This window comes from Streptomyces sp. S.PB5 (assembly GCF_030403745.1).
GTDB lineage: Bacteria > Actinomycetota > Actinomycetes > Streptomycetales > Streptomycetaceae > Streptomyces.
Map to the genome: position 1 here is coordinate 342546 of NZ_JAQMWP010000002.1, position 23737 is coordinate 366282.

General features: G+C 70.3%; 22 protein-coding genes and 2 pseudogenes. 9 read left to right on the plus strand and 15 right to left on the minus strand.

What is annotated here, in order from left to right:
• Positions 1–124: 124 nt before the first annotated feature.
• Together hemG and hemQ are read left to right on the plus strand one after the other, a co-directional pair.
• On the plus strand, positions 125–1576 hold the full coding sequence (hemG, locus tag PH203_RS06325; protein WP_289917310.1) for a protoporphyrinogen oxidase: 1452 nt from the start codon (positions 125–127) through the stop codon (positions 1574–1576).
• A 5-nt stretch (positions 1577–1581) separates the two neighbouring features.
• Entirely contained in the window at positions 1582–2313 is a 732-nt protein-coding gene (hemQ, locus tag PH203_RS06330; RefSeq protein ID WP_289917311.1) for a hydrogen peroxide-dependent heme synthase, read from the plus strand.
• Here hemQ and PH203_RS06335 read toward each other — a convergent pair whose 3' ends face one another.
• The 6 genes and pseudogenes from PH203_RS06335 to PH203_RS06355 form a co-directional block, all read right to left on the minus strand.
• Positions 2314–3924 carry an alpha/beta hydrolase gene (locus PH203_RS06335; protein WP_289917313.1) on the minus strand — a complete coding sequence of 537 codons (1611 nt, stop codon included), beginning with the start codon at positions 3922–3924 and terminating at the stop codon, positions 2314–2316.
• A gap of 98 nt (positions 3925–4022) precedes the next feature.
• A complete protein-coding gene (locus PH203_RS06340) occupies positions 4023–4811 on the minus strand; it encodes a TIGR04222 domain-containing membrane protein (protein WP_289917316.1) in 789 nt (262 codons plus the stop codon).
• A gap of 176 nt (positions 4812–4987) precedes the next feature.
• Positions 4988–5755, minus strand: coding sequence for a DUF4142 domain-containing protein (locus tag PH203_RS06345; RefSeq protein WP_289917319.1), 768 nt, complete (start codon positions 5753–5755; stop codon positions 4988–4990).
• Between the two features lie 532 nt (positions 5756–6287).
• Positions 6288–6701 (minus strand): annotated as a pseudogene (locus tag PH203_RS49625) (endonuclease); the annotation flags it as partial.
• Positions 6702–7559: 858 nt separating this feature from the next.
• Positions 7560–8378, minus strand: a pseudogene (locus PH203_RS49630) (DUF692 domain-containing protein); the annotation flags it as partial.
• A 239-nt stretch (positions 8379–8617) separates the two neighbouring features.
• A complete protein-coding gene (locus PH203_RS06355; RefSeq protein WP_289917323.1) occupies positions 8618–9217 on the minus strand; it encodes a TIGR03086 family metal-binding protein in 600 nt (199 codons plus the stop codon).
• A gap of 138 nt (positions 9218–9355) precedes the next feature.
• Here PH203_RS06355 and PH203_RS06360 point away from each other — a divergent pair, with 138 nt between their 5' ends.
• From PH203_RS06360 to PH203_RS06370, 3 genes are all read left to right on the plus strand, one after another.
• Positions 9356–10972 (plus strand): recombinase family protein, encoded by a 1617-nt coding sequence (locus PH203_RS06360; RefSeq protein ID WP_289917325.1) that lies wholly within the window; start codon positions 9356–9358, stop codon positions 10970–10972.
• A 469-nt stretch (positions 10973–11441) separates the two neighbouring features.
• On the plus strand, positions 11442–11855 hold the full coding sequence (locus tag PH203_RS06365) for an XRE family transcriptional regulator (protein WP_289917326.1): 414 nt from the start codon (positions 11442–11444) through the stop codon (positions 11853–11855).
• 201 nt (positions 11856–12056) lie between these two features.
• Complete coding sequence (locus tag PH203_RS06370; RefSeq protein ID WP_289917329.1) at positions 12057–12578, plus strand: hypothetical protein; 522 nt, start codon at positions 12057–12059, stop codon at positions 12576–12578.
• Positions 12579–13138: 560 nt separating this feature from the next.
• Here PH203_RS06370 and PH203_RS06375 read toward each other — a convergent pair.
• Positions 13139–13528, minus strand: a complete 390-nt coding sequence (locus tag PH203_RS06375) for a hypothetical protein (protein WP_289917331.1) — start codon at positions 13526–13528, stop codon at positions 13139–13141.
• Between the two features lie 190 nt (positions 13529–13718).
• Between PH203_RS06375 and PH203_RS06380 the strand changes: the two genes are divergently transcribed.
• On the plus strand, positions 13719–14942 hold the full coding sequence (locus tag PH203_RS06380; protein ID WP_289917332.1) for a helix-turn-helix transcriptional regulator: 1224 nt from the start codon (positions 13719–13721) through the stop codon (positions 14940–14942).
• Here the strand turns inward: PH203_RS06380 and PH203_RS06385 are convergent.
• Positions 14923–15585, minus strand: a complete 663-nt coding sequence (locus PH203_RS06385; RefSeq protein WP_289917333.1) for an HAD family hydrolase — start codon at positions 15583–15585, stop codon at positions 14923–14925. The two genes, PH203_RS06380 and PH203_RS06385, sit on opposite strands and share 20 nt — an antisense overlap.
• Before the next feature lie 223 nt (positions 15586–15808).
• Here PH203_RS06385 and PH203_RS06390 point away from each other — a divergent pair, with 223 nt between their 5' ends.
• The 3 genes from PH203_RS06390 to PH203_RS06400 are packed head-to-tail and all read left to right on the plus strand — an operon-like array spanning position 15809 to position 17020.
• Positions 15809–16282 carry an NUDIX hydrolase gene (locus tag PH203_RS06390; RefSeq protein ID WP_289917336.1) on the plus strand — a complete coding sequence of 158 codons (474 nt, stop codon included), beginning with the start codon at positions 15809–15811 and terminating at the stop codon, positions 16280–16282.
• A gap of 26 nt (positions 16283–16308) precedes the next feature.
• A complete protein-coding gene (locus PH203_RS06395; RefSeq protein WP_289917338.1) occupies positions 16309–16554 on the plus strand; it encodes a hypothetical protein in 246 nt (81 codons plus the stop codon).
• A gap of 55 nt (positions 16555–16609) precedes the next feature.
• Positions 16610–17020, plus strand: coding sequence for a DUF6233 domain-containing protein (locus PH203_RS06400; RefSeq protein WP_289917340.1), 411 nt, complete (start codon positions 16610–16612; stop codon positions 17018–17020).
• Positions 17021–17112: 92 nt separating this feature from the next.
• On the opposite strand, the gene PH203_RS06405 is transcribed toward PH203_RS06400, so the two are convergent.
• From PH203_RS06405 to PH203_RS06435, 7 genes are all read right to left on the minus strand, one after another.
• Positions 17113–17475, minus strand: coding sequence for a hypothetical protein (locus PH203_RS06405; RefSeq protein WP_289917343.1), 363 nt, complete (start codon positions 17473–17475; stop codon positions 17113–17115).
• Positions 17472–17834 (minus strand): hypothetical protein, encoded by a 363-nt coding sequence (locus PH203_RS06410; RefSeq protein ID WP_289917345.1) that lies wholly within the window; start codon positions 17832–17834, stop codon positions 17472–17474. The genes PH203_RS06405 and PH203_RS06410 overlap by 4 nt, the downstream gene beginning before the upstream one ends.
• Positions 17834–18754, minus strand: coding sequence for an N-acetylmuramoyl-L-alanine amidase (locus PH203_RS06415; protein WP_289917346.1), 921 nt, complete (start codon positions 18752–18754; stop codon positions 17834–17836). The genes PH203_RS06410 and PH203_RS06415 overlap by 1 nt, the downstream gene beginning before the upstream one ends.
• 2 nt (positions 18755–18756) lie before the next feature.
• Positions 18757–19002: a hypothetical protein gene (locus PH203_RS06420; RefSeq protein WP_289917348.1), complete on the minus strand. Its 246-nt coding sequence runs from the start codon at positions 19000–19002 to the stop codon at positions 18757–18759.
• A gap of 68 nt (positions 19003–19070) precedes the next feature.
• Positions 19071–19265, minus strand: a complete 195-nt coding sequence (locus PH203_RS06425) for a hypothetical protein (RefSeq protein ID WP_289917349.1) — start codon at positions 19263–19265, stop codon at positions 19071–19073.
• A 10-nt stretch (positions 19266–19275) separates the two neighbouring features.
• Positions 19276–19773, minus strand: coding sequence for a hypothetical protein (locus PH203_RS06430; protein ID WP_289917351.1), 498 nt, complete (start codon positions 19771–19773; stop codon positions 19276–19278).
• 14 nt (positions 19774–19787) lie between these two features.
• A complete protein-coding gene (locus tag PH203_RS06435; RefSeq protein WP_289917353.1) occupies positions 19788–23729 on the minus strand; it encodes a carbohydrate binding domain-containing protein in 3942 nt (1313 codons plus the stop codon).
• Positions 23730–23737: the final 8 nt, after the last annotated feature.

A 23737-nucleotide genomic window follows, 5' to 3' on the forward strand; every position in this document is an offset into this window, starting at 1 on the left:
GCGCCACGGTTCCGAAGCGGTCACGGTCCGGACTCGGACGGGACATCGGGACATGCGGATGGGCCCTCCGGACGGGCCACAGGGCCCTGGCGGGACTGTCGGTGGCGTCTGAGAGGGTGGAGCCATGAGCGGATCAGGTACGGCGGAACACGTCGTCGTCATCGGAGCCGGGATCGCGGGCCTCGCCGCCGCGCACCGGCTGCTGCAGCGCGGGGCACGGGTGACCGTCCTTGAGGCGTCCGGCCGCGTCGGCGGCAAGCTGCTGCCCGGCGAGATCGCCGGCGCGCGCGTGGACCTCGGCGCCGAGTCGATGCTGGCCCGCAGACCCGAAGCGGTCGCCCTCGCCCGCGAGGTGGGCCTGACCGACCGCCTCCAGCCCCCCGCCACCGCCACGGCCTCGATCTGGACCCGCGGTGCCCTGCGCCCCATGCCCAAGGGCCATGTCATGGGCGTCCCCGGCACCGCCTCCGCGCTCGAAGGCGTCCTCTCCGAGGAAGGCCTCGCCCGCATCGAGCGGGACGCCGACCTCCCCCGCACCGAGGTCGGCGACGACGTGGCGGTCGGCGAGTACGTCGCCGCACGGCTCGGCCGCGAGGTCGTCGACCGGCTCATCGAGCCCCTGCTCGGCGGGGTGTACGCGGGCGACGCCTACCGCATCTCCATGCGCTCGGCCGTCCCGCAGCTCTTCCAGGCCGCGAAGACCCACACCTCCCTCACGGAGGCGGTCCGCGAGATCCAGGCGAAGGCCGCCGCCAACCAGCAGGCCGGGCCCGTCTTCATGGGCATCGAGGGCGGCGTCGGCAGCCTCCCGCTCGCCGTCGCCGAGTCGGTCCGCGCGCGGGGCGGCGAGATCGTCACCGACGCGCCCGTCACCGAGCTGCGGCGCGAGGGCGCCGACGGCTGGCGGATCACGGCCGGGGACCGCGTCCTGCACGCCGATTCCGTGGTCGTCGCCGTACCCGCCCCCGCCGCCGCCCGCCTGCTGCGCGCCGAGGCCCCCGGGGCCGCCGCCGAACTGGCCGGTGTCGAGTACGCCTCCATGGCCCTGGTCACCCTCGCCTACCGCCGCACCGACACCGACCTCCCGGCGGGCAGCGGCTTCCTGGTGCCCCCCGTCGACGGCCGCACGATCAAGGCGTCCACGTTCGCCTCCCAGAAGTGGGGCTGGATCGCCGACGAGAACCCGGACGTCGTCGTCCTGCGCACCTCGGTGGGCCGCTACGGCGAGACGGCCATCCTGGAACGCGACGACCAGGACCTCGTCGAGGTCTCCCGACACGACCTGAAGCAGGCCACCGGCCTCGACGCGCACCCCCTCGAAACCCGCGTCACCCGCTGGACCGACGGCCTGCCCCAGTACCCCGTCGGCCACCACACGCGCGTGGCCCGCATCCGCGAACACATCGCCAAGCTCCCGGGCCTCGCCGTCTGCGGAGCGCAGTACGACGGCGTCGGCATCCCGGCCTGCGTCGCGAGCGCGTACGCGGCGGTCGACCGGATCCACGGAGACGAGCGCGGTGAGCGGGAACTCACCGCCGACCCGGTGCAGAGTCTGCACGGAGGAGCAGGAGAATAAGGACCATGAGCAACGACGCCACCACCCCCGAGGCCGGCCGGATCCCGAACAAGGGCAAGCTGGCCAAGGACCTCAACGAGGTCATCCGCTACACGCTCTGGTCCGTCTTCAAGCTGAAGGACGTGCTCCCGGAGGACCGCGCGGGCTACGCCGACGAGGTCCAGGAGCTCTTCGACCAGCTCGCCGCCAAGGACGTCACCGTCCGCGGCACCTACGACGTGTCCGGGCTGCGCGCCGACGCCGACCTCATGATCTGGTGGCACGCCGAGACCGCCGACCAGCTCCAGGAGGCGTACAACCTCTTCCGCCGCACCAAGCTGGGCCGCGCCCTCACGCCGGTCTGGTCGAACATGGCGCTGCACCGCCCCGCCGAGTTCAACCGCTCGCACATCCCGGCGTTCCTCGCCGACGAGACGCCGCGCAACTACGTCAGCGTCTACCCCTTCGTGCGCAGCTACGACTGGTACCTCCTGCCCGACGAGGACCGCCGCCGCATGCTCGCCGACCACGGCAAGATGGCCCGCGGCTACCCCGACGTCCGCGCCAACACGGTCGCCTCCTTCTCCCTCGGCGACTACGAGTGGCTGCTGGCCTTCGAGGCCGACGAGCTCTACCGCATCGTCGACCTCATGCGCCATCTGCGCGCCTCGGAGGCCCGTATGCACGTCCGCGAGGAGGTCCCGTTCTTCACGGGCCGCCGCAAGGACATCGGGGAACTGGTCGCCGGTCTGGCCTGATCAGGCCGCGGGCCGGGTGGCCGGCCGCTTCCGGGCCTCGCGCGGCTCGGGCTCCGGGTGCGCGGCGCAGGCCGCGCGTCGCACCGGGAGCCTGCCCTCCAGCAGGTACGCCTCCAGGTGACCGTTGACGCACGGGTTCGGGCCGCCCGCGATGCCGTGGGTGCCCGAGTCCCGCTCGGTGACCAGGGCCGAACCCGACAGCCGGCGGTGCATCTCCAGGGCGCCTTCGTACGGGGTCGCCGCGTCCCGTTCGGCCGCCAGGATCAGCGTCGGCGGCAACTCACCGGGGCCGGTCCGCACATCCAGGGGTTCCTGACGCGGCATCGGCCAGTAGGCGCACGGCAGGTTCATCCAGACGTTGTCCCATGTCTCGAAGGGCGCCACCCGGGCGAGCCGCGTGTTGTCCCGGTCCCACACCGCGAACTCCGTGGGCCAGGAGGCGTCGTTGCACTCGACGGCCGTGTATACCGCGTTGGAGTTCTCCGCCTCCTTGGCCGCCTCCGGATGCGGCCCCGCCTGAGCGATCAGCTGCTTCGGGTCGCCCTTCAGATAGGCGGACAGCGCCTCCGCCCGGTGCGGCCAGTAGTCGTCGTAGTACCCGGCCGACAGGAACGCCCCCTGCAGCTGCCCGGGCCCCACCTTCCCGCCCGCCGGCTCCGCCGCCAGCTGCGCCGCCGCCCGGTCGTAGCTGCGCTGCACCTTCTCCGCCGTGTCGCCGAGCCCGTACACCTTGTGGTGCTTGGCGACCCACTCCCGGAAGTCCGCCCATCGCCCCTCGAACGCCGCCGACTGGTCGAGGTTGTTGCGGTACCAGATCTGCGCCGGGTCCGGATTCACCGCGGAGTCGAACACCATGCGCCGCACATGCGACGGGAACAGGGTGGCGTACAACGCCCCGAAGTACGTCCCGTACGACGCCCCCATGAACGTCAGCTTCTCCTCGCCGAGCGCCGCGCGCAGCACATCGAGGTCACGGGCGTTGTTGAGCGAGTTGTAGTACTGGAGAGCCCGCCCCGTCCGCTTCGCGCAGCCGCGCGCGTACGCCTTCGCCTCGGCGACGCGCTCCTGCTTGTAGGACTCCGAGGGGTGCGTCGGGGCCTGCGAGGGCGCCTTGAAGAAGTGCTTGGGGTTCTGGCAGGACAGCGGCGCCGAGCGGCCCACCCCGCGTGGGGCGTAGCCGACGAGGTCGTACGCCGCCGCGAGCCGCTTCCACTCCGGCATCACGCCGATGATCGGGAAGTACATGCCGGAACCGCCGGGACCGCCCGGGTTGAAGACCAGCGCGCCCTGCCGGGGCACCCTGCGCTTGCTGTTGGCCGGGTCCCTGTGGGTGGCCCGCACCCGGCTGACGGTCAGTCTGATCTGCCGGCCGTCGGGGTCGGCGTAGTCCAGGGGCACGGACACCGTGCCGCACCGGACCTCGGCCGGCAGGTCCTCCACCTCGGCGCACTTGCCGAAGGTGATGCCGTCGGCCTGGGCGCGCGCGGCGGCGGCCGCGGTGCCGCGCATCTCGGCCGCGCCGGGAGCACCCGGCGCGCTGCCGGCCGGGGCGGCCGCGAGAGTGGTCAGGAGCAAGGTCCCGGCGGCCGAGTAGAGGGCGGGGGCTCTCATCGCGTATCCCTTCGGTGCACGGCAGCAACAAAAGGGATGTTTCGTTCGGTTGTTGGTGAAGGCAAGCACCGTCCCGCGGGTGTCGGCGCCAATGCCCCCTATGCGCCCCTGGTGTGCCCGGCGCGCCAGTGCTGCTCGCGGTCGGCGAAGGCCGCCCGCAGATCGGGTTCACCGACGGCGCGGATGCCCCGTACGGCCACGGTCGTCAGATACGTACGGTCGTCGCCGCCGCTCGTGTGCCGGGCCAGGGCGCCGAGCAGCCGCTGACCGGCCGGGGAGGCCCAGCGCGAGTACGGGTGCACCTCGATCCGCGTGATGGCCAGGCAGCTCAGGGTGAGCGCGAGGGGCAGCGCGAACCAGAGGGCGACGAGATGGCGCGGCACGTCCGACGGGGCAGGTACCAGCAGCGCGGTCGCGCCCAGCACGAGGACGGCGAGCGCGGCGAGCTGCACCTGGCGGACCGCGGCCGCGATCGTACGCCCTCCGTCGGGCACCGCGAGGCCGTCGCGGACGAGACGGTCGGCGAGGCCGCGCACCGGGGGAGCGGTGGCCGCGGCGTCCCGGACCGGGGCGATACGGGACTGCCCCTCCGGCCCGATGGCACCTATCACCGAGCGCTCGATCTCGTCCCGGCCGCGCGGGTCGACGACCGTCGCCCAGCCGGTGTGCGCGAGCAGCAGCCGCCGCTGCCTGGCCATGGAGACAAGGGTGAGGTCGGCGACCCGACGCGGTCCGCCGGACAGGAACGCCGCCTCGTACAGCGTCAGGTCGTGTCCATGGCCCGCGTCCACATCGACGGCCGCACTGCGTACGGCGGCCAGGCACAACCGGGTACACGCGGTACCGGCGGCGGCCCAGGCCAGCAGGAGGAGAAGGACCCAGAACATGACGCTGTTCTATGCGAGATGGTCTGACCGGCGCCATGCCTTGCTCACAATTCGGACGGAGCGTTGCCGGTACGTGACGTTCCCCTTTTTGCGGCTGAACCGCCGCCGCTCTCGCGGACCTGGTTGCTCGCCGCGGGGGGTTGCTCAATTGCTGGTTGCGGTTTTGGGATGGTTTTCTATGGTGTGCGTGGCGGCGGGCTGGTGGCCGGCGGGGGCAGTGCGTAGCTCGGGGTCACCGGGACGGCGGGGGGCGGGGTGGTCGTCGCGAGCGGTGGAGCGGGGGAGTTGGTGATCGGGGGCGTGCTGCCCGCGGCCATGTCCTGGGCCAGGGCGTCGAAGTCGACGTAGCCGGTGGCCTCCAGGATCTTGATGTGGTCCAGGACCGTGGTGTTGGCGTCGTCGGCGAGGGTGCGGACGAGGGAGTTGCGGGTGCTCGCGCGGACCTGGGCGACGACCGAGAAGACCCTGCCGTGCGCGAGGCGCAGGATGTTGGCGAACTGGCGGTCGTAGTCGACGCCTTGGGCCGCGTCGAGCGTCGCGAGCCACTGCTTCTGCTGGTCGTTCGGCTCGTTGGGGAGTGCCATGCCCAGCTGCGAGGCCACATCCCGGACCCGCTCGTCGAGGAACGTGTGCCCCTGGACGAGGTGTTCGCCCGCCACCCTTACGGCGCGGGTCGTGCCCTTCTGCTGAGCCTGCTGGCCCGCCGGCAGCTCCCACAGCCCGGCCAGCCGGACCTTCGTGATGAAGTCCCGGTCCAGCGCGGACAGCGGCCCGTACTGCGTCGACACGGTCGTCGCGTTGAGCACGTCGACCCCGGTCCCCGACCGGTCGGCGTACGACCAGATCGGGAAGACCAGCGCCAGTAGTGTCGCCGTCAGGCCGACGATGATGATCCCTGTGCCACTGAAAATGCCTCGGCCCTTGACGGGGGGTCGCGGTCGCATGGTGCCTCCTGTTACGGCACCGCACGCTAGTGAGATTCGAGTGCGGGGTTCGCATGTTACTGCGGGGTCAACGCCAACTGCCTTACGGGGACGAAGGGTTGCAACCGGGACACTGGGGGCGAATGGTGGGCGGGGAGTTGGCGGCATACGGCACCAAAGGTGACGTATGGAGTGTGGAGAAGGTGTGACGAGGTCACGGTGTTAATCCGGGCACACTCGGCGGGGACGGGGCGCGAACGGGGGATGGGCGGGGCGTGGACGGACGCGTAGCGGTCGGGGCCCGGCTGCCGTAGAGGGGCTCCGCTGGTGGGGGCGGGCCTGTCGGCGGGAGGTGGGGCCTTGGTCGGGGTGGCTTGCCTGAGGGGGGCGAGGTTCTGATGGGGGCGGGCCCGTCGACCGGGTCTGGTCAGCCGACCCGGTCTGGCCCGTCGACTTGGTCGGCCTGCCTCGCGGGGTCAGGCCCGCCGGCCGGTGCCGGGCCGTTGGCGGGACCCTGGGCGTTGCTCTGGGGCGGGCCCTCGGTCATGGGCGGTCACCGGCGCAGCAGCACCCGTCGTGTCGCCCGCGCCAGCCGCACGGCCGGCCGGTGCGACCGGGGGCGTGGTCCCGAGCGCTCCAGCCACCACTCCCGCAATTCGGCCCGGGCCTGCGGGTTCTCCGGGAGGCCGGAGCCGAGCACGTACCCGGCGAAGTCCAGCGCGTCCCGCCGGTAGCCGTCGGTCATGGGGTGCCCGTGTGCGTACCCGAGGAACGCGGACCGGTATCCCGCCCCGAGAATCCCCGGCAGCTCCGGCGCCACCTTCGCCACGACATCCGCCCGCTTCCCGGCCAGCGCCCGCGCCTGCACCCCGAGCCGCACCCGGTCGAACCCCTCGGGCACGGGAGTCCCGGCGACGAGGGCGGACAGGAGGGCGGTCTGCGCGAGCGCGAGCCGCTGACGGGCGGGGGAGGTGTCGGAGGCGGTCTCCTCGCCCCGGCCACCGGGGGCCTGGCGCGCCGCGCCGGACTGCTCCGCCGTTTCCGGCGCGGGCTCGACCTCGGACTCGGACGGCGGTGTGTGGTTGTCGGCTTCGGCCGCATCGATGGTGGGCCCCTCCGACTCCTCCGCCGTCTTCGGCGCGGGCTCGACCTTGGACGGCGGTGTGTGGTTGTCGGCTTCGGCCGCATCGATGGCGGACCCTTCCGACTCCTCCACCGTTTCCGGTGCGTGCTCGACCGCGGACGGCGGCGCGTGGTTGTCGGCTTCGGCCGTGCCGATGGCGGGCCCCTCCGACTCCTCCGCCGTTTCCGGTCCGCACCCGGCCCGCGGAGCCAGCACGTCTGCCCCGGGGTGGATCCGCTCCGGCTGGCCGGTTCCCGCAGCCGTTTCGCCGGCTGCCGTGCCCGGGTCTCCCGCCCCCGTGCCAGGCGCTCCGGTTTCCGTGCCGGAGTCTCCGGTTCCTTCGCCTGCGCCCCGGGCTCCTGTGCCGGTGGCCCCGGCTCCTGCGCCCTCGACGCGCGCGGCCGTGTTCCGGGTTCCTGTGCCCGTACCCCCGGCTCCTGTGCTCGTGTCTCCGGTCCCCGTGCCCGTGTTCCCGGCTCGCGCGGCCGTGGTCCCGGTTCCTTCGCCTGCGCCCCCTGCTCCTGGGCCTATGTCTCCGGTCCCCGCGCTTGTGTTCCCAGCTCCTGTGCCCGCGCCCCCGGCTCCCGTGGCCGTCTCCCGGGTTCCTGCCCCTATCCCAGCCCCAGCCCCGCCCCCCGACGCAGCCCGCCCGACGTTCTCCCCGCGGCCCCCCTTCGAGGCCACCCCGCCCTGCTCCCGCCCCTTCTCCAGTGCCTCCCTGATCGACCCCAGCTCGCGCTCCAGCTCGGTCGGTTCCGGGAAGTTCTCGTCTCGTTCCAGGAGTACGCCGGGGGGTGAGATCCGGGACGCGAGGTCCGTGAGGATGTCGAGGACCGGGCGGGGGACGGGGTGGGCGTGGCTGTCGTGCCAGACGCCGTCCCGTTCGAAACCGCCGGCGACGTGGACGTAGGCGATGGCCTCCAGAGGGAGGTCGGTGAGGGCCTCGGCGGGGTCCTCGCCGCGGTTGACGTGGTTGGTGTGGAGGTTCGCGACGTCGATCAGGAGGCGGACCCCGGTGCGGTCGGCCAGCTCGTACAGGAACTGCCCCTCCGTCATCTCCTCGCCCGGCCACGAGATCAGTGCGGCGATGTTCTCGACGGCGAGCGGCACCGGCAGCGCGGCCTGGGCGATGCGGATGTTCTCGCACAGCACGTCGAGGGCGTCACGGGTGCGCGGCACCGGCAGCAGATGCCCGGCTTCGAGGCGCGGCGAGGCCGTCAGCGGACCGCCCGCCCGCACGAACGCGATGTGCTCTGTCACCAGGGGCGACCCCAGCGCCTGGGCCCGCTCGGCGAGGGCCGTCAGCCGGCCCTCGTCGGGGCGGTCGGCGCCGCCGAGACCGAGGGAGACGCCGTGCGGGACGACTGTCACTCCGCGCTCGCGCAGCCGCAGCAGCGACTCGGGGAGATGCCCGGGGCAGACGTTCTCGGCCACGGCCTCGACCCAGTCGATGCCCGGCATGCGCTCCACGGCGTCCGCGATCTCCGGTCGCCATCCGATTCCCGTGCCCAGTCGCTCCATCGTCCCCGTCCCTCCTCCGGCCGACTCTCCGCTCCACCTGGATCCGCTGTGTCGTCCCCTTCGACGGCTCGCTGTTTCCGGCGTGATCGGGGTATGGCCCCGGTGCCCGCCCGTGAATCCCCCTGTCGGGTCGTTCAGAGGAACATTTGAGGTTTGAGGGCACCGGTGCCAGGAGGTACGCAACAGGACCACCGGGTGTTCAACCGGACACGGCACGACCGACGGTCAGACCTCGACGGTCACACCCCGCCGGGCCACCGCTCCGGCGACCGCCCCAGGAGCCGCAGCGTCTCCGCGAGCGGCCCGGCGCCCGGCGGCACCTCCAGTGCTGCCGCGAACGCGAACCCCGGCCCCTGACCTCGCACCTCCGGGCCCGCCGGCACCCGCCGGGCCACGGTGAGCGCCGCCCGAAGGACCTCCTCGGGCAGGTCGATCCCGGCGCCCAGGGTGGCGGCCACGTCCCAGGCGTGCACCACGTAGTCGACGAGATGGAAGCCGATCGCGAGCCGCCCGGGGAACCGGCCGCCGAACTCGGGAAGTGTGAACTCCCGCTCCATTACGCCGGGTTCGGCGAAGGCTTCGAGGACGGTCGCCGCCGCCTCCCCATGGACCTTGGTCGGCTCACTCATGTCCTCCGATTCCGCCCAGTACGCCAGATCCCCACCCGCGCCACCCGCCGCGGCCGCGAACCCCCGGTGCTGCGCCGCCATGTGCGCCACCAGTCGCCGCAGCGTCCACCCGGCACAGGGGCTGTCCCGCTCCCAGTCCCCCTCCTGCGCGAGCTCCACGACGCGCACGGCCTCGTCCACGGCGATCCGGTCCAGCTCGACGACATCCATGAACCTCACGGTAAAAGAAAGCGAACGGTCGTGCTACTTAATTTCGCCGACCGCGTCACGTCCGACCACCCGCATTTCTCAGCCCACTTGACCCACTCGCCGCTTCGTCACCGCAGCGCCGGATGGTCCGCGACCACCGTGCAGGAGCCCGGCGCGATCTCCCTAATGCCTTCCATAACTCATGTACTCCCACCTAAGCTCGGAACCATGAACCAGCTCATCCCGCAGAGGCCGGCCCTCTACTGTCGGTTGTCCTACGCGCCCGACGGCTCGCTGGAGAAGGTCGAGCGTCAGGAGGCCGACGGCCGCGCGATGGGGGGTCGCCTGAACTGGCCCGACTTCTGCTGTGTGTACGTCGACAACTCCCGGTCCGCATGGCAGCGCAACCGCAAGCGGCCCGACTGGGACCGAATGCTCCTGACCCTCGACGTGGACAGCGGGCGCCTGATAGCGGCGGACCCGAAGGCGAACCATCACCACGACGGGATCATGACCTACCACGGCGACAGGCTCATTCGGCAGCCGTACGACCTGGAGCTGTTGCTCAACATCGCCGACAGCCGACGGATCCCCCTCGCCTCTGTGTCCGGTGTCCGTGACCTGTCGAATCCCGACGACCGTTTCATCCTTCGCATCGAGGCCGCCCAGGCTTGCCGCGAGTCGGACAACACCTCGCGCCGGGTGAAGCGGGCTCTCGGCGCTCGGGCCGAGCGAGGCCTCACGCAGGTCGGTGGGAGCCGGCCGTTCGGCTTCGGTGTTCAGATCGGCACCCGTACCAGACTCGACCCGGACACCGGCGAGGACATCGAGGTACCGGTCTACGACACGACCAAGCACGTGCCCGACGAGGCGCGCTACGCGGCCGACGCCGTGGACCGGCAGCTCGCCGGCCAGTCTCAGATCGGCGTAGTCAAGTGGCTGAACACGAAGTGCACGACGACCGCCGGGAACCCGTGGACCACCAAGACGTGGCGGGACTACGTCCTGCGGCCGCGGATCGCCGGGCTGATCGAGCATGAGGGCCAGCTGAAGAAGGCTGCCTGGGACGGCATCGTCTCGGAGGAGGCCTGGCGGGCCGTGACGGCTCTCTATGACTCCAGCCGCAGCGCACATCCCTACGTGGGGCGCGAGAGGCGGTACTTGCTGTCCACTGTCGCCGAGTGCGGCGGAAGTGACTGCGGCGGAATCATGAGAGGACGGCCTGTCGGTGGCAAGGACAAGCCGCATCGCCGGACCCGCTACACGCAGTACTACTGCCCGGTCTGCAAGAAGGTGTCGAGGAAGACTGAGCCCGTGGACGCCTACGTGCAGGGGCGCGTGCTCCGGCTGCTGAGTGACGCTCGACTCGCCTCGGAGCTGCAGGCTGCGGCAGAGGACGGCACGCCTGGGATCGCCGCCCAGATTGCCGAGATCGTACGTCGTAGGGACGAGAGGGCGGCGCAGCTGGAAGAACTCGCGGATGATCCGGATCTCGACCCCGTCTTGGCGATGCGCGCCGTGGCCTCCTTCAACCGGAAGATCGACACGCTGCGTGCTCAGCTCGACGCGACGGCAGAGCAACGTCGGCTCCAGCGGTACGTGGGCATCTCCCGTGAGGAGTGGATGGACTTGCCGCTCGATGTCAGGGCCACAGTGATCAAGGACCTGTATCGCGTGGTCATCCTGCCGAGCGCGCGGCGTGGTCCGGGATTCGACCCGTCCAGCGTCCGGCTGGAGCGGCGCCCCCTGGTCGATCGCCCCGAGCGGAGCCGGTGATGACCTGGAACGACGAGCGCCGCTCCTGAGCATCCTGGGCTGTGCCGTGTTCCTCGCGGGTGGTCGCGGCGGCGCGTTCGAGGACGGCCAGGAGCTGGGTGCGGCGGCCGGGATGGGGCTCTTGGAGCGCGACGGCTAGGGCCGTCTCTATCACCGTGAGGCGGTCATCGAGGCGTCTGAGGGATTCCATGGGTGATCCTTATGGACGACGAGCCGTTGCGCATGAGCACTGGAGTGCCCAAAGTTTTGGGCAGTCTCAACATGTCAGCAATCGATCAACGTGTCCAGATTTTTGGGCAAGGATAGTGAAGGAATCGCCAAAGACCGACGCCACCACTGGCGCTACATGCCCAAAAACCTGGACACTCAGCGTGTGACGCATGATGCGCCGAGCGCGCTGAGCAGTGCACACAGAGCCCCATTACCGCAGGCCACGCGGACACCCGACCGCACACAGGAGACGAGAGTCATGACAGCCGACGGGACGCGCGAGCGCACAGACCTGTCCGACCTTGTCGCGGAGCGCATGGAAGAGCTCAAGCTCAGCTTCCGCCGCCTTGAGGAACTGTGTATCGACCCGGAGGCGGAAGGTGACGCGTCAGGCGCTCCACTCTGGAAGCGCGGGACCCTGGAAAACCTGGCGAAGGGGCGGCCCATCAAAGCGCCCGACATCCCCCAGTTGCGCGCACTCGCCGCAGGGATTGAGGTCCACATCAGCGTGGTGCAGGAGGCCGCCGGCTCCCAGTTCCTCGGGATCGACACGGTATGGAGCCAGGACAAGCAGGCCCGGACCTTCGTCCGGGGTTTCCGGGACATGAGCCCGGAAGATCAGGCATTGGTCCTGGCGTTCATCGAGGAGAAGGCGCCGTTGCCTCGCAACTGACCAATTTCCGCCCCAACTTCCCTGCCCGGGTGACGAGTTATCCAGCGATCATTACTCACTGTGCACAAGAGGGTGGCTTAAAGTCGCCGCACGGTGCATGATGAGCGTCCGCCTGGGAAGCGCTTGCCGGTTCAACGATTCCGTGCTGCCCGCATCCCGTTCGGGCAATGCAGCAGCAGGGGGCTTCGTGGGGGGAGTTCCATGTCGGCCCAACATCAGTCAGTCATCTACATCCTCGGGATGCCGGACCACGTCCCGCCCGAGACACTCGTGCACGCCGAAGAACACCCGGACGCCCTAGCGGCCATCTATCTCAACCCGCTGGAGATCCGGAGCCAGGCCGTCTGGGACCTCAACTGGCTCGTACGGCACCACGTCGGCCACGCGCTGTGGCGGCAGAACTGGACCCTCGGAGCGCACGAGGGCCGGATGCAGGAGCCGCCTGAAGGTCACCGCTTCGCCGCCTCTCGGTGGGAAATCGATTCTGCGCGCAAGTTCCCGCGGGGTGTCCATGTCGTCCCAATCGAGGTCGACGGCAACTGTGTCTGGTATATCCGCGCCGGCTCCTGCACCCAGGTGCTGGTCACCGAAATGAACGTGGTGCTGGAACGCATCGCCGGAGACGCACTCTGGATCCAGCGCTGGTACGCCTATCAAGACAGGTTCCCTCACGGCGCAGGCACTCCGGCCGTGTCGCCACCTGGGGCCACGCTGCTGGTCTGAGCCGGATATGACAGCGCCCCCGGCCCGGGCCGGGGGCGCCGCGACCCGTCCCCAGCGCCTGGGAAGCGGATGGGGTGGGCCGTCTTGTCGGGCGGCCGCCCCCGACGGGGGACGGAGGCGGCCGCGTTTCGTCCCGCTACCGGCGCGATCGGCGCGCGGGCCGGTAGCGGGTGTCAGTGACACACAGGAACCTGTGCGGTCTCGGTCATCCCTCCCGCAGCGGCCTCGACCTTGACGCGGGAGCGGTTTGGATCAGCACGCGCTCGCAGAGTTCGGCGTGCAGATGGACGGTTGCGCCAGGCCCGGACGCGGAGGGGAAGTCGTGAGTTTCGTACTTCTCTCCGATGCCGATCGGCTGGTCGCAGCGTCCGCAGATCTTCATGGCCTTGCCGCCTTCCGTGCTCTGCTCCACGCGCTGCGCAGACGCTCGGCTTTCGGGCAGACCTCGGCAGGTGTAGCCCTGCACTTCGGGCAGCTTGCGCAGTGGTCCATCAGCTCGCTGTACGCCGTACCGACCTGGTCGGTGACGGCCTGCGCGGCGCTGTGCACTCGGCTGTCGTTCATCCCGCCTGCTCCGATCCGAGGCGCGGGCCGAATGCGTCCGAGATCGCGGCGGCCAGTGCTGCCGGATCGGTCAGCCATCGGTCGTCGCCTGGGCACATGCGCCAGAACGGGCCAGGCCCGCTGGTTCGGCGGGGAGGCGGGATCGTCACGGTGCCGCCCTCGCCCAGTGCACGGGTGTTGTCCACATCCCAGTCGCGTGTGGTTCCGACAGGAACGAAGTAGTAGAGCACTCCGCCAAGGGGGTCCTCGACGACGGCACCACACCGAGTGCCGAGGATCGCGAGGGCGGCAAGTCCGGTCTGGCGCGGGACGCGAACCGCGTCCCACTCATGGCCCGCGTCGTGCAGGGTGCACCCTGCTGCGGTGGGTAAGCGGGGTGTCGGCATCGCGGAGCCTCCTGGGCCGGTCGTGATCAGGTGCGTACAAGCGTGGCCGCAAGGGGGACTTGTTCCGAGGACTTCGAGAGGCCTCTTCTCGGCCCTAAAGAGGACTTCTCTTAGGGCCTATGAGTGACGGCTGGTCAGTCAGAGGGCTTCCGGCGACACTGTCCGCAGTGTTCGGCATGGAGGTGCAGCAGTGGCAAGGCCCGTAGGAAACACCCGTCTCAAGGCCGCCCGCGTGGCGGCGGGCTATCACTCCCAGCAGGCCCTTGCGGAAGCGTTGCGCGTCGGCGTGCGACAGGTCCGCAGATGGGAGTCCGACAGTCCGCCTTGGCCTCATCCCGAGGTGGGACAGGCTCTCACACAGGTCCTCGGCCAGGACCTCGAATCCCTCGGCTTCACCCCGCCAGCCGGTGCCACCGGGCGCGGGCGCCGAACTGTCCTTGCCACGACAGCCGCCGCCGTCGGCTTGGCTGCTGTCCCGACCAAGGCTCTCGCCATGCAGCCGTCCACTGCCGCCGAGGATTATGCGGCTGTCACGCGGTCGCACCGGCGCCTGTACTGGTCGGTCGCCCCCGCCACCTTGCACCCGGCCGCACTCGCACACGCTACCCTCGGCTGCGAGCTCCTCCCGGAGACGGCCGGGCAGACCCGGCAGCGGATCGCCGCGGCCTTGGGCGAGACGTGGCTGCTCGCGGGGCGGATCGAGTTCTTCGACATGCGTGACGCCGAGCGCGCTCAGCAGACCCTGCTGCGAGCACTCCAAGCCGCCGGCGAGGCCAACGATCCGCTGTTGGGGGCCGCAGTGCTGGCACACACCGCATTCATCCCGGGATGGGCCGGAGACCGTGAAGCAGCCGTAGAGCGAATGGTGGCCGCGCGCGCGTATGCCCGGCGGGGGCCTGCGTCAGCCGAACTGCTGGCGTGGCTGGACGCCGTGGAGGCCGAGTGCGAGACCCGGTGCGGGCACACACGGACGGCACTGCACCTGATCGGGCATGCCGAAGATGTCCTCACCAACGGCTCGGAGTACGCGTCGCCGGAGTGGCTGGACTGGTTCTCTCCCGTCCGGTTGGCCGCGTTCAAGGGCAACACTCAGCTGCGCGCCGGCCATCTGCCGCAGGCCCGTGTAACCCTGCTGGGTGTCCTGGACGACCTCGACGCGTCGGAGGAAAAGCAGACCACCGTGGTCCTCGGCGACCTGGCCGCCGTCGAGGCCGCGGCCGGCGACCCGGAGGCGGCGTGCGGGTACGCGTTGCGAGCACTCGATCAGCTGGAGCGCACGTGGTACGCGATGGGCATGGACCGGGTCCGTGATGTGCGGCGCACACTGGCGCCGCACCAGCACGAGGAGTGCGTACGGAAGCTGGACGACAGGTTGTACGGCTGGTCGACGACGGTCAGCGCCCTTGCTCGTTGAACTGTTTGATCAGCGGAGACAGCTCCAGGAGGCTCTCGACGCGGAACGTCGGGAGCTTCTCCGCTTCCTCGGAGTGCCACTGAATCGTGGCCCATGGACCACGGTGTACGAGGGCCGTATGCATGCTGGCTGCCACGGCTGGCCGCAGGTCGTTGTCGACTCGGTCACCGACATAGAGGATCTCTTCGGCGCCGTACGGGACGACTTCGGCGACGCGGCGGAAGAACTCTGGGTCGGGTTTGCTGGCGCCCCAGTCGTCCGAGGTGCCGATCAGGTCGACGTCATCCGTGAACAGCTCGCGGAGGATCTTCCCAGCGCGGATCGTCTGGTTGCCTGCAATCCCCAGCCAGAGACCATCGGCCCGCAGCTGGGCAAAGGTGGGACGGACGTCGTCGTACAGGTCCTCCTCGCCAAATGACTCGGGTTGCCCAGCAGCCGCGCGTTTTTCGCGCTGCTCGTAGAGGTCGAACCCCGGCTGGAACTCCTGGAACACCTCGCGGTAGTCCCGGCCCTGCGCGACGACTGCGCCGAACATCGCGTGGAAGGTATGCCGGGGCACACCGAGCCAGTCAGCCCAAGTGCCGTACTCACGCGTCTCGTCTACCAGGCACTCACCGACGTCGAACACCACTGCACGAATCATGACGGCAGCGTAGCCGGGTACGGCAAAGAGCCCTCTGCACGGCCCGTATCGGACGGTGCAGAGGGCTCGGTCATGGAGTGCCGGCACCGGTTGCGAGGCGCACGCGACGAAGCTCACGCGTGTTGGGATGGGGCCGTACCCGACGAGAGGCCGGACTGTGTCTTCTGTGTGGCGGAACCTTGGCGAGCGCACCGTGTACGAGAATCGGTGGGTCAACGTTGCGATGGCCGATGTGGAGTTGCCCGACGGCCGGCACCTGGACCACACCGTCATCCGACTGCGTCCGGTAGCCGTTGCCACGGTGGTGAACGAGGCCAACGAGGTGCTGCTGCTGTGGCGTCATCGGTTCATCACCGATGCCTGGGGGTGGGAGCTCCCGTCCGGTGGCACCGGTGAAGGTGAGGATCCCGCGGTCGCGGCAGCGCGCGAGTTCGAGGAAGAAACCGGGTGGCGCCCAGGTCCGATGCGGCTATTGCTTGCCGTCGACCCCATGCCGGGGATCTCGACGAGTCACCACCGCGTCTACTGGTCGGACCAGGCTGAGCAAGTGCGGGACGTGCCGGTCGACGCGATGGAGTCCGCGCGCCGCGAGTGGGTGCCGCTAGAGAAGGTTCCCGAGCTGGTGACTCGCGGAGAGGTCCGCTCGGCAAACGCAGTCGCCGCGCTCCTGATGCTGCACCACCTCCGGCTGACCTAGCAGTTCCCCGCTTAGGATCCCTGGTCGTGGCAGACATCCCCGACGAATTGATCAAGCTGGAACGATCCGCCGAAGAGGCCCGCGCGAAACTCGCCAGCCTCGACGGCGACGAGTACGAGACGCAGCGCCGAGACTGGCGCGACAAAGCAGCAGCCTTCCATGCCGCAGTGGCCGAGTACGCGGCACGGGACGACGTGGCCATGTCCCGGTACGAGCTGGAGCAAGCCGTGAAGCAGGCCGTACGGCACGCCGGGGAAGACCCGGCGGGCTAGCCCTGCACCCCACCCCCGCTCGACGGGGGTAGGGCGCAATGTTTCAATCGAACACATGAGCGACCTGCCCCCGGATCCCGCACGCCTCCGCGTGATCCTGGAGCACCTCGATAAGCAGATCGCCGACAACCAGATCGTCGGCATTTACTTGCGGCTCCAGCGCGAAGCCGTCCAGGCAGCGCTCGCCCGGGCCGAAGCGCCACCGCCGCGGCGACCCCGGCTCCCCAAAGGGGGCGCTGGCCTCGGCCCCATGGCGCGGATCTCGCCTCGGCCGCAGTTCGTCGTCCAGCAGAAACGGACGCCCCGCGGACCCGAGCCCGCCATCATCCACCTCGGGGACTGCACGATGATCGAGGGCACGCCCCACTCGATCAGCGAGCATGATGCTCGGGTCTCTCTGACGGATCCCAACCTGGAGCCGTGCGCGTTCTGCCGTCCGGACACCGAGTTGGGGATCCTGGACTGACCTGTCTGAACGCGATTCGGCATGCCCGGCTCGCCGCGGGCAGGCGAAAGAGCCCCCTGCACCGCCCGTATCGGGCGGTGCAGGGGGCTCGGTCATGCGGTGTCGGTATCGGGTGCGAGGGTGCGGGTGCGCGCGTCGACGCGGTCGACGGCGTCCCTGAGGGAGAGGCCGCTGTTGGGCTGCAGCTCGTGCGCCATGGCCTGTAGCCGGTCCTCGATCCGGTCGAGCCGCACCATGACTCCGGGTCTCTCGGGCACGCCCGGGCGGCCGGGTACGCCCGCCCAGTCGTCGGCGAAGTCATCGATCCTCGTCACGATCCGGCGGAGGCCGCGGACCGTACGCCAGGCCAGAGCGATCAAGCCGGCGATGGCTACGGCCGCCACGCTCCAGATGACGGCCACGTCGACCAGGGGTACGCCGGTGCTCTCCGCCAGGGCGCGCAGGGGCGTCGTCATCTGCGGTCCTCGTCGCCGCCCAGGACTATGCGCTTGAGCGCGGCCAGATCCTGGCTGAGCGCGTCCAGGTCGGGAGAGGCCGCCTGCGGCAGGGTGCTCGGCGTCTCGTACTGGGGCGGCCGCGCCCACCCCAGCAGCAGGCCGGCTGCGAGCTGCAGGGGCCGCCACGCGAGCCGCTCGGCCGCCCACTCCAGGCCGCGGAACGCGAGGTAGTACGCGGAGCCCACGCCGACCGTGACGGCGGCCGCCGCGGCCTCGCTGTCCACGGGCAGGCCGAGCCACCCCGTTCCGGTGAGCACCAGGGCGACGCCCCACGGGACGAGGGTCCGCATCGCGGAGACGAACAGGTTCCCGGTCATCAGTCCACCACCTTGAATCCGGCCTTCAAGCCGAGTCGCTTGAGGGAGTCACGGCCGGGGACGCCGTCGGCATCCGTGCCGCGGTAGCCGCCGCCGGCCTTGGAGCGCTGCCACGTCGCGTAGGCCGTCACCGTGGCGGTGCCGTAGTGCCCGTCGCTGTAGGGCTTGGCGAGCAAGCCGATGTCGACGAGGGCCGCCTCAACCGTGGCGACGCCCTTGTACGACACCGGGGCGCCCGTCTTGGCGGGGTCGGTCTTGGCGGCCTTGATGAGCTTGGACAGGCTCACGCTCGGGGTCGTCGGCGCCGGCGTGGACGTGACCGGCTTGTTCGTGCCCAGTCGCTTGGCGATACGGGCCTGCATCGCCTTCCAGTCGATCCCTCGCGGGTCGACCTTCCCTGGCTGCCAGTCCAGGTGCCGGATCACCGACGCCGGCGTCCACCCGTGATGCCGGCACAGCGCCGCGCCCACTTGCTCGATGGCGAGCAACTGGGCGGCCGGCCATGGGTCCTGGCCGTCGCCGAGGTTCTCGCACTCGAAGCCGTAGAAGTGCCGGTTGCCGTCCGTCGAGGCCTCGTCGTCGACGGGCAGCGTCTTCTCGGCGATGACCGCCCGCAGCACGTCGGGGTCGCCGAGGCCGGCATGGTTGGCGCGGCCGTAGCCGACGAGGTGGACGCGGCCGTCCTTGGTGATGACGCCGTGACACAGCGGCCCGGGCAGTGCCTCGTAGCCGTCGCGGCAGATGGCCACGGTGCGGGCCGAGCCCTTGGTCACCGTGTGGTGGATCATCGCGCCGTGCACCGGCCCCCAGGGGCCCTTGTGGTTGCGGTTGTGGTCGCGCCAGTCGCCGACCTCGACGACGGTCAGGCCCTCGTCGACGAGGGCGTCAAGGAACGTTCCTGCGCTGGGTGGTGTGGCCATCGTCAGCCCTTCCCCTCGGCCCGGACGCCTTCGACGGCGGCGAGGAGGACGGCGCAGTCCTTGGCCTCGCGCAGCTTGCGCAGGCACGCGGTGAGTTCGGGGTCGTCGGGCAGCAGCTGCAGGAGCTCGGCGGCCGCGTCGTGGAAGACGCGGGACACCCGTTGCAGCTTGGGGTCGGGCAGGTGCTTATAGGAGAAGCCACGGCAGGCCTGCACGGTGCTGACGTGGCGTCCGAGGGTGGCATCCATCAGGCCTCCAAGGGCATGAAGAAACCCCGGGCCGGTCGGCGCGGGGCAGGCGTGGGCGGGTGGTCGCGTCAGATGTCGGTGTGGGCGACGGTGTGGAACGTCGCGGTGACCGTCGGGGCCCCGGGCAGTGCCTCAAGGACCGCCCTGACCGCATCTACGACGTCTTGTTCGTCCAGGCCGGTGTCGCTGGGATAGATGTCCAGTTGGACGGTGGCCGGTGCCACGCCGCCGGTCTGCACCGTGTAGTACGGATAGTTCGGCATGCCGGTCTCCTCAGGTGATCGCGGTGGCGCTGGGGTAGTCGGCGGCGTCGCCCAGGTCCTCGACGTGGACGAAGGCCACGTTGTTGACGGAGGCCGCGATGAACGCGTTACCCGAGCCGACGTTGCGCAGGTAGGTGGCGACCAGGACCGCGGTGACGTCGGCTCCGGTGGTGTTCGCGCAGATGTTGCTGAAGTAGATCGGGCAGTTCGCGCCGGCCGCCAGGATCTGGACCCGGATCTGGTCGATGTATGCGGTACCCGACGTGTCGGTCTTGCGGACACGGAGCATCATGTTGTCGCCAGAGACGCTGGACTGCGCCAGGCATTTCAAGGTGATGCGGTAGGCCCGCCCGGTGCGGAAGGTGATGGGCGCCGTCGTGATGCCCACCGTCTCCGTCGTGGTGGTGGTGGCCGTGTTCGCGGTGATCGCCGCGAATTCCACGGTGAACGGCGGGGCGTCGTTGAGCCGCGCGTCGGTGATCCTCATGCCCGGTTGCCAGAGCGTCATCGGCGGCCTCCTCTCTACAGGGCGACGATGGCGGGACGGGCGAGGAGCACCTCGGTGCCTGCGGCATGAGGCTTGGTGATGTTGTTGCGGGAGCGCTCGACGGTGAAGGTCTGCGGGTTGATCACTTCGAAGTTGTCGAAGCGGAACTCGGCGTTGGCGTTGGTGTTGCCGGTGTCGCGGAAGCACCGGATGCCGACGCCCTCGGCCGCGGTCAGTGAGGTGTCGGTGGCCTGCATGTGCCACACCTTGGGTTCCGCCGCGGACGCGAGCCAGAACTTGCCTTTCACGGAGGTGCCGATGGTCTGCAGCCGGCACCGGTACGTGGTCCCGGCGGTGTGCGTGAGCGGCGCCGTGTAGGAGGCGAGTGTCGTGTCCACCGACGCCACCCGCTTCTGCAGGATCATCGTGATCGTTCCGGACGTGTTGAACGCGATCCGGATGGTGTAGAAGTTGCTGTTCCCGGTGCTCCGGCTGACCGGCCCCGCGACCAGCGCGGCTCCGGTCGCGGTCGCCGCGGTGGCGATGTCGACGTAGAAGTCGGTGTCGGCCGACGGGGCGGCGAAGCGGGCGATGTGCGCGATGCCCGCCGAGGGGTTGGTCACCGTCCCGTAGGTGCCGTTGATGTCGAAGTCGGCGGCAGCCCCGGTCAGAAGCCACGTGTGCCCCGAGTCGGAGATCCCCCACCCGTCGGCCACGGTCCGCGCGAACGTGTCATAGATCGCCGATGCCTTGGGCTGGGTGATCCGCACCGCCCATACGTAATAGATGGCGCCTGCCGCCGGTGTGCCCCTCTCCAGCGCCAACGTTGACGCCCTGGACGCCGTCGAAGGGGCGGTGACTGTCTGCTTCAGGAACGTCCAGGTCCCGGCGGGCACCGGCATCGGTGACGATCCGGCGCTGGTCGTGATGTACGTTCCCGCCGCTGTGTGCCAGTTGACGCCTGGTCGGATGTCGCTGTAGCCACCCGGCGAGTACGCCCACATGCTGACCACGTAGGAGGCGCCAGGCGTGATCGAGCCGACCGGGGTCAGCTCCCCCACCGCGTTTGCGTCGCTGCTGACGCCGTCCGGGGTGATGAGCATGGAGCCCTTGGCCTGGGGGTGCACGACGGCCGTGGACGGGGCCACGGTGCTGCCCTGCGCGGACCAGCCCGCAATGCCCTCGTCGAAGAACGGGTTGGCGTTGAGCAGCCGGCCGCCCGCGGTGACGCGCACCTCCTCCCCGCCGATGGCCAGGTCCCAGGGCGAGTCGAAAGGATCGGACGTCCACGGGCGGGTGGAGGTGAGGACGTCGAGGGTGGTGGCCGTCGCCGTGGCAGCAGCGGCCAGCGTGCTGCCGTCGGTGTCGACGTAGGCCGCCTGGGCCGACTCGCCGGCGGCGGGCAGCCCGTTGCTGTCGAGGACCGTGCCGACCAGGTAGGGGCGGTAGGGGGTGCAGTTGAAGGTGATGTCGAAGACGCCCTCGGCGTGCACCTCCTTGCTGCCGCGGATGAGCAGGTCGAACCCGTTGGGCCCGTACCGCTTGGGCGTGTTGATGACCTGCAGGCGGGAGCCTTCCTTGAGCGCCAGGACGGCGTCCAGGAGGGCGTGCATGCGGGGGTTGGCCATCTTCAGCGTCAGGGAGGCCACGCGCATCTCGTCCCACGTCGCCAGGTGCAGGCGCCAGTTGGCCTGACCCGCCAGCTGGTCGTCGGTATAGACGATGGTCTCGGCGGTGGTCTCGTTCTCGCCGATCCCGTTCGGCGGGGGCTGCGTGGACAGCTTGCCGTCGGTGAGTTCGGCGGTGGCCTCGGAGCCGCCCCGCCGCCGTGCGGTGATCTTGTTGTTGAGGTCCTTGTCGTCGTCCTTGGGCTGGAACGGGCCGAAGATCTGCCCGCTGCGGTAGTCCAGGACGAGTTCGACCGGCTTGTTGTAGAGGGCCTCCCGCGCGATGTACTTCAGGCCGACCTGGTCGCGGTGTTCGACGAGCAGGCCCAGGTCGGTCTTAGCGGCGTCCTCGGCGAGCGCGATGAACGAGGCCTCCCGGTAGGGCCCCAGCAACGTGCTACCCGGGCCGTACACGTCGAGGGCCGCCTGCTGGTCGCAGGTGAGCAGGCTCAGCCAGTTGCGGGCGGACAGCCCGGGCGCGCCGAGTTCGAAGGAGATGTCCCCTGCGTTGAAGTCGGTGGTGTAGGCGTCGACGAAGTTCGCCCCCCACACGCTGAGGTGGCCGATGCCCATTCCCTGCACGCCGGCGCCGAACGTCGTGCGGATCGTGCGGACCCGGTCGGCGGTGACCGCCACACCGGAGATGGTGGAGGTCAGGCCCAGGTCGTCGGGGTCCAGCAGGGCCAGCGTGAAGGAGGTGGTGGCGCCGGACTGGGCGGCGTACACCTTGACCTGTTGCCACCGCTCCAGAAAGCCCAGCCGGCCGGCGGCCTGGAGCTGCTCGTGGCTGATCGCCGCGGTGGTGCCGAAGCTGGCGCCGTCGGCGTCGACGCCGTCCAGGGTCAGGAAGTGGCTGCCGCCGGACAGCTGCGCGGCGAGCGTCAGAGTGGCGGTGCCGGTGGTGAGCTTCAGGATCTGGTGCTTGGCGGCGTCGGTGGGGAAGTCGTTGGCGGTGAACTTGACCATCAGGTAGATGGCCCAGTAGCCGGTGTTCATCCCGGGGATGACGCTGGATCGCAGGGTGCCGCCGGCCTTCACCGTGGGCAGCGCGGAGCTGCCCACCAAGGTGGTGTCACGGGCGAAGTCCAGGCCGGTCACGCGCAGCGGCCCGGCGGTGGACTGCGCGCCGTACTCGGCGACGTAGGTGTCGCCCTGGGCGCCCTCCTCGAACGTCCAGTACGCCTGTGGGGCGTAGATGGCGATGTGGCGGCGCATCGCGGACTTGACCGGCTTCTGGGTGCCGTCGTAGCGGCGCAGCACCCCGGCGACGTCCAGGTCGACGTAGGCGTCGTTGCCGCTCTCGTCCTGATAGGGGGTGACGCCGGCGGTCTCCCCGATCATGCGGATGGTGTCCGCGGCCGCCGTCAGCGGGCGCACCGTGAGGTCGGCGAACGACATCACGACCGGGGTGGGGGTGACGTCGGCGCGGACCTGGGCGCGGAAGCCGAACTCGCCGGAGGTGTAGGTGGTGTCGTAGGCCTGCAGGTGCCAGTGGTCCGGCTCCAGGCCGCCGTCGTTCCACACCCGCATGCGGATTTCGGGGCCCTCACAGCGCACCCGCACCCGAAGCGGTGTGCCCACCGCGTAGACCAGGCCGGGGATCTGCCGGCGCGGGCAGAGCGCGGCGAACTCGGTCGGGGTGTCGGAGCGCGTGCAGCCGACCGAGACGCGCAGACCTGCGTTGCCGGGCAGGCCGGTGTTGGGCAGCAGGTTGACGTCGGCCAGGTAGAAGCGGGCGCCCGAGGTGTCCGCGCGCAACACCGCGGACAGGGTGATGCCCTCCTCGGCGTTCTCGTCGACGGGCAGGGTGCCAGTGGCGACGGTGAAGACAGCCTCGTAGTCGCCGAGGTCCAGGCCGGCGGTGGCGATGTAGCGGGAGGTGTTGAGCGTACTGGTGGTGATCTTCCCGGAGCTGGGTGCCACGGAGTACTCGGAGGCGAGCGGCGAGGTACCCAGCGGGTCATAGATGGCCCAGGTGGCGCCCGAGGTCGCCGTGCCCCACCCGTTCGCGACGGTGCGGGCGAAGGTGTCGGTGAAGACGGCGGCCGGAGCGGCGGGGACGTCGCCGACGCGGAAGCGGAACTGGCTGTTGCGGCCGGCCCGGTCGTACCAGTCGCCCTCGGGGTTGCGGGGGCTGAAGTCGCCGTCCGGGTCGTTGAGCCGCACCGACATGCTGGCCGGGCGGGCCTTGACGGCCTCGGAGCTGATGCCGCGACTGATGGTGATCTTGGTGGTCTCCCGCATCGGCACGGCCGTCCATACGCCGTCGATGAGCATCTCCCCGATACGGGGCAGCGGCCAGGTGGCCATCTGAAGTC

Excerpts from the sequence above, each read along its gene's own strand:
- hemG (WP_289917310.1), top strand. The coding sequence starts at position 125 with ATGAGCGGATCAGGTACGGCGGAACACGTCGTCGTCATCGGAGCCGGG.
- hemQ (WP_289917311.1), top strand. The coding sequence starts at position 1,582 with ATGAGCAACGACGCCACCACCCCCGAGGCCGGCCGGATCCCGAACAAG.
- PH203_RS06335 (WP_289917313.1), bottom strand. The coding sequence starts at position 3,924 with ATGAGAGCCCCCGCCCTCTACTCGGCCGCCGGGACCTTGCTCCTGACC.
- PH203_RS06340 (WP_289917316.1), bottom strand. The coding sequence starts at position 4,811 with ATGTTCTGGGTCCTTCTCCTCCTGCTGGCCTGGGCCGCCGCCGGTACC.
- PH203_RS06345 (WP_289917319.1), bottom strand. The coding sequence starts at position 5,755 with ATGCGACCGCGACCCCCCGTCAAGGGCCGAGGCATTTTCAGTGGCACA.
- PH203_RS06355 (WP_289917323.1), bottom strand. The coding sequence starts at position 9,217 with ATGGATGTCGTCGAGCTGGACCGGATCGCCGTGGACGAGGCCGTGCGC.
- PH203_RS06365 (WP_289917326.1), top strand. The coding sequence starts at position 11,442 with ATGACAGCCGACGGGACGCGCGAGCGCACAGACCTGTCCGACCTTGTC.
- PH203_RS06370 (WP_289917329.1), top strand. The coding sequence starts at position 12,057 with ATGTCGGCCCAACATCAGTCAGTCATCTACATCCTCGGGATGCCGGAC.
- PH203_RS06375 (WP_289917331.1), bottom strand. The coding sequence starts at position 13,528 with ATGCCGACACCCCGCTTACCCACCGCAGCAGGGTGCACCCTGCACGAC.
- PH203_RS06385 (WP_289917333.1), bottom strand. The coding sequence starts at position 15,585 with ATGATTCGTGCAGTGGTGTTCGACGTCGGTGAGTGCCTGGTAGACGAG.
- PH203_RS06390 (WP_289917336.1), top strand. The coding sequence starts at position 15,809 with ATGGCCGATGTGGAGTTGCCCGACGGCCGGCACCTGGACCACACCGTC.
- PH203_RS06400 (WP_289917340.1), top strand. The coding sequence starts at position 16,610 with ATGAGCGACCTGCCCCCGGATCCCGCACGCCTCCGCGTGATCCTGGAG.
- PH203_RS06405 (WP_289917343.1), bottom strand. The coding sequence starts at position 17,475 with ATGACGACGCCCCTGCGCGCCCTGGCGGAGAGCACCGGCGTACCCCTG.
- PH203_RS06410 (WP_289917345.1), bottom strand. The coding sequence starts at position 17,834 with ATGACCGGGAACCTGTTCGTCTCCGCGATGCGGACCCTCGTCCCGTGG.
- PH203_RS06415 (WP_289917346.1), bottom strand. The coding sequence starts at position 18,754 with ATGGCCACACCACCCAGCGCAGGAACGTTCCTTGACGCCCTCGTCGAC.
- PH203_RS06420 (WP_289917348.1), bottom strand. The coding sequence starts at position 19,002 with ATGGATGCCACCCTCGGACGCCACGTCAGCACCGTGCAGGCCTGCCGT.
- PH203_RS06425 (WP_289917349.1), bottom strand. The coding sequence starts at position 19,265 with ATGCCGAACTATCCGTACTACACGGTGCAGACCGGCGGCGTGGCACCG.
- PH203_RS06430 (WP_289917351.1), bottom strand. The coding sequence starts at position 19,773 with ATGACGCTCTGGCAACCGGGCATGAGGATCACCGACGCGCGGCTCAAC.
- PH203_RS06435 (WP_289917353.1), bottom strand. The coding sequence starts at position 23,729 with ATGGCCACCTGGCCGCTGCCCCGTATCGGGGAGATGCTCATCGACGGC.